The organism is Paraburkholderia polaris (genome assembly GCF_012927345.1).
Classification (GTDB): domain Bacteria; phylum Pseudomonadota; class Gammaproteobacteria; order Burkholderiales; family Burkholderiaceae; genus Paraburkholderia; species Paraburkholderia polaris.
The window spans coordinates 1-2,669 of record NZ_JABBGJ010000117.1 but is presented as its reverse complement, the minus strand read 5'-3'; the positions used below and the strand labels follow the sequence as shown (position 1 = coordinate 2,669).

Sequence of the window (2,669 nt, the reverse complement as noted above, 5' to 3'; positions counted from 1 at the left end):
TGTCACGGATCGGCGTAATCAAGCCGGGGATGATCGGCATAATGAGGCCACTCAGAGTGGCCCCGAAACGCGATTTCGAAGGGGTTCAAGAATGCGGTTTTTTGCCGGATTTGGCAACCGCATTTTCGCCGTTTTCAGGCATCGGTTTGGGCTTGCGGAAGCTCTCGCCCTCGATGACGACGCGATAGGCACCGTGGCGTAGCCGGTCGAGCGTGGCGGCGCCAAGAACCCGGTTGTCGGGGAACGCATCGCCCCATTCGCTGAGGTCTAAATTTGAAGTCAAGATCGAGGCCGCGCGTTCGTACCTGGCGGCTATCAGGTCATGGAAGTCCTCGTCGTGGGGAGCACGAAGAGGTTTGAGAGCGAAGTCATCGACGATCAGCAGCGGTACGCGCACGAACTGCTGGAACTTGCGTTCGTACAGACCCGTGGCGCGCGCCGCGTGCAGTTTCTTGAGCAGCTCGGTCTGCGTGATGAACAGCACGTCGCGGCCCTGACGGGCGGCGCAGTGACCAAGCGCCTGTGCAATGTGGGACTTGCCGACGCCTGTCTGGCCGACCATCAGAATGCAGACCTTCTCGTCGATGTAACGGCCGGTAGCGAGGTCATGGATATGCGCGCGGTTCAGTTTTGGCAGCCGGTCGAAGTCGAAGTTCTCTAGCGTCTTGCCCAGCGCGAAGCCGGCACGGCCAAGACGCGCACCGAGCTTCTTCTGGTCGCGCCGCGCGACTTCGTCGTGCAGCAGCATGGCAAGGAATTCGGTGTAGGCAAGCTGTCCGTCAATGGCCTGGCGGTTACGCTGCTCGAGCGAGTCAAGGATGCCGGACAGGCGCAGCTGCTTGAGGATGGAATTCAGTTCGGGACTCGGATTCATGGCGTTCAATGCAGAAGAAGGGAATGGAGATCACGGCCGAAGCGACCGCCGTTCAGATAGGTGTCGGCAGGCGCCGGCGTTTGTGCAGGCGCCGCAGCAGGCTGGCTGTCCAGCCCCTTGTCGAGAATGGTCTTGACGGTGCGGTACTTCGGGCTGGCGAACGTGAGCGCACGCTCGCAGGCGGCGTTCAGCCGCGCATCGCCCACCTTCTCGCGCATGCGCACGATGCCCTGCGCGCCACGCAGATTCACGAGGACCTTGTCGTTGAACAGCGCCAGGATCACCGCGTGGCAGGCCGGCCCAATCTCCTTTGCCCGGGCCAGACACCACTGCGGATCGTGCTCAAGCCAGGCCTGTGCTTCAGGTGGCTGATGGTCCCGCACCGTCGAACGATCACCGGGCTTGCGCTTGCGAGCGTGTGTCGCGACGAGTTCATGCCGGTGGAACATCTGCACGATGGTGTCGGTCGCCTTCAGCCACAGATCCCTGCCAACCAGAGTGAACGGAACTGAGTACAGTACGTTCTTGTAGACCACGTGCCCGTCCGTATGCACCTTGACCTCGCTCCACACGGCCAGCACCGGCGGCACGTCAGGCAGCGGCGTGAGCAGCGGGCGCTCGATGGCGAAGCGTGCAAGGGGCTGTTCGCGGGTCGTGCCGTGGTCGCGGGTGCCGGCCTGCTGCATCACCCAGTCGCGCAATTGCCGGTTGGCATCGGCCAGATCGCGGAACTCGCGCAGCGGCACGAAGGATCGTTTGACATATTTGACGCCGGATTCCACGATTCCTTTTTTTTGCGGGTCGCGCGGCGGACAGGCATCAATCCGGAAGCTGTATCCCTCGGCGAGCGAGGCATACGAGCGCTGTACCTCGGGGCTATACATGCAGGCCTTGATGATCGCGCACTTGGCGTTATCAATCGTCACCCGGCCAGGACAACCGCCAAACCATTCGAACGCGCGCCGGTGGCAGGCCAGCCACGTCTCAACTGTCTGGTCCAGCACGATCTCGGCATACTGATGCCGCGACCATGCCAGCGTCATGACGAAGAACCACGTCTTCAGCGGGATACCGGACTCGTGCGTCAGCACTGGCCCGGCGCCGAAATCAACCTGGGCGGCGTCCGCCGGCGGGAATTCCAGGATCGTCGTCGCCGTTACGCCGCGCTCGGCCTTCAGGTGCAGCAGAAAGCGCCGCACGGCCGAGTAACTGCCGCTGTAGCCGTGGTTGCGTTCGAGCGCGGCGAAGATCGTCGTGCCCTGTACCCCGGCATTGAACCAGCCGCGCACCAGATCGCGAAACGGTTCGAGCGTGGAGATGCAGCTACGTGGCACCTTCGGGTCGCGTCCGAAGATGCCCGCCAGCTCGGCGTCGTCTGGCAAGGGCCGCCCCGGATCGAGCCAGCCGTGGGTCAGCGCAACCTGCCGTACGGTCTTCAGTTTGCTGCGCCCCATCAGGTGCGCGCCGGCAATGTCGCGGTCGGAATCGCCCTGGCGCATGCGCACCAGAACCTGTCGATATTCGAACACTTCAAATCTCCTGTTACTCAATCGGCTCTCCGGGCAAAAAGCCTGAAGGTACCGGGTTGCGGAAATTCGAAATGCGTTTCGGGCTGGCGCCCGACAGAACACTGAGCCCGCTACGTGGCTCGATTACGCCGATCCTGCGGTGGCTCCAATACGCCGATCATCGAGTGGCCCGATTGCGCCGATCATGCACTGGCTCGACTACGCCGATCATCTGGTGGCTCCATTACGCCGATCCCGGAATGGCTCCAATACGCCGATCCGTGACA

The 2,669-nt window shown here is 62.6% G+C and carries 2 protein-coding genes; both read right to left on the bottom strand.

The features are described from left to right. Positions 1-85: 85 nt before the first annotated feature. A complete protein-coding gene (gene istB, locus HHL24_RS43130) occupies positions 86-874 on the bottom strand; it encodes an IS21-like element helper ATPase IstB (RefSeq protein WP_169491318.1) in 789 nt (262 codons plus the stop codon). A gap of 5 nt (positions 875-879) precedes the next feature. Beyond that, the gene (gene istA, locus HHL24_RS43125; protein WP_329606840.1) at positions 880-2,403 is read right to left on the bottom strand and encodes an IS21 family transposase; all 1,524 of its coding nucleotides are present in this window, start codon (positions 2,401-2,403) and stop codon (positions 880-882) included. Between the last annotated feature and the right edge of the window lie 266 nt (positions 2,404-2,669).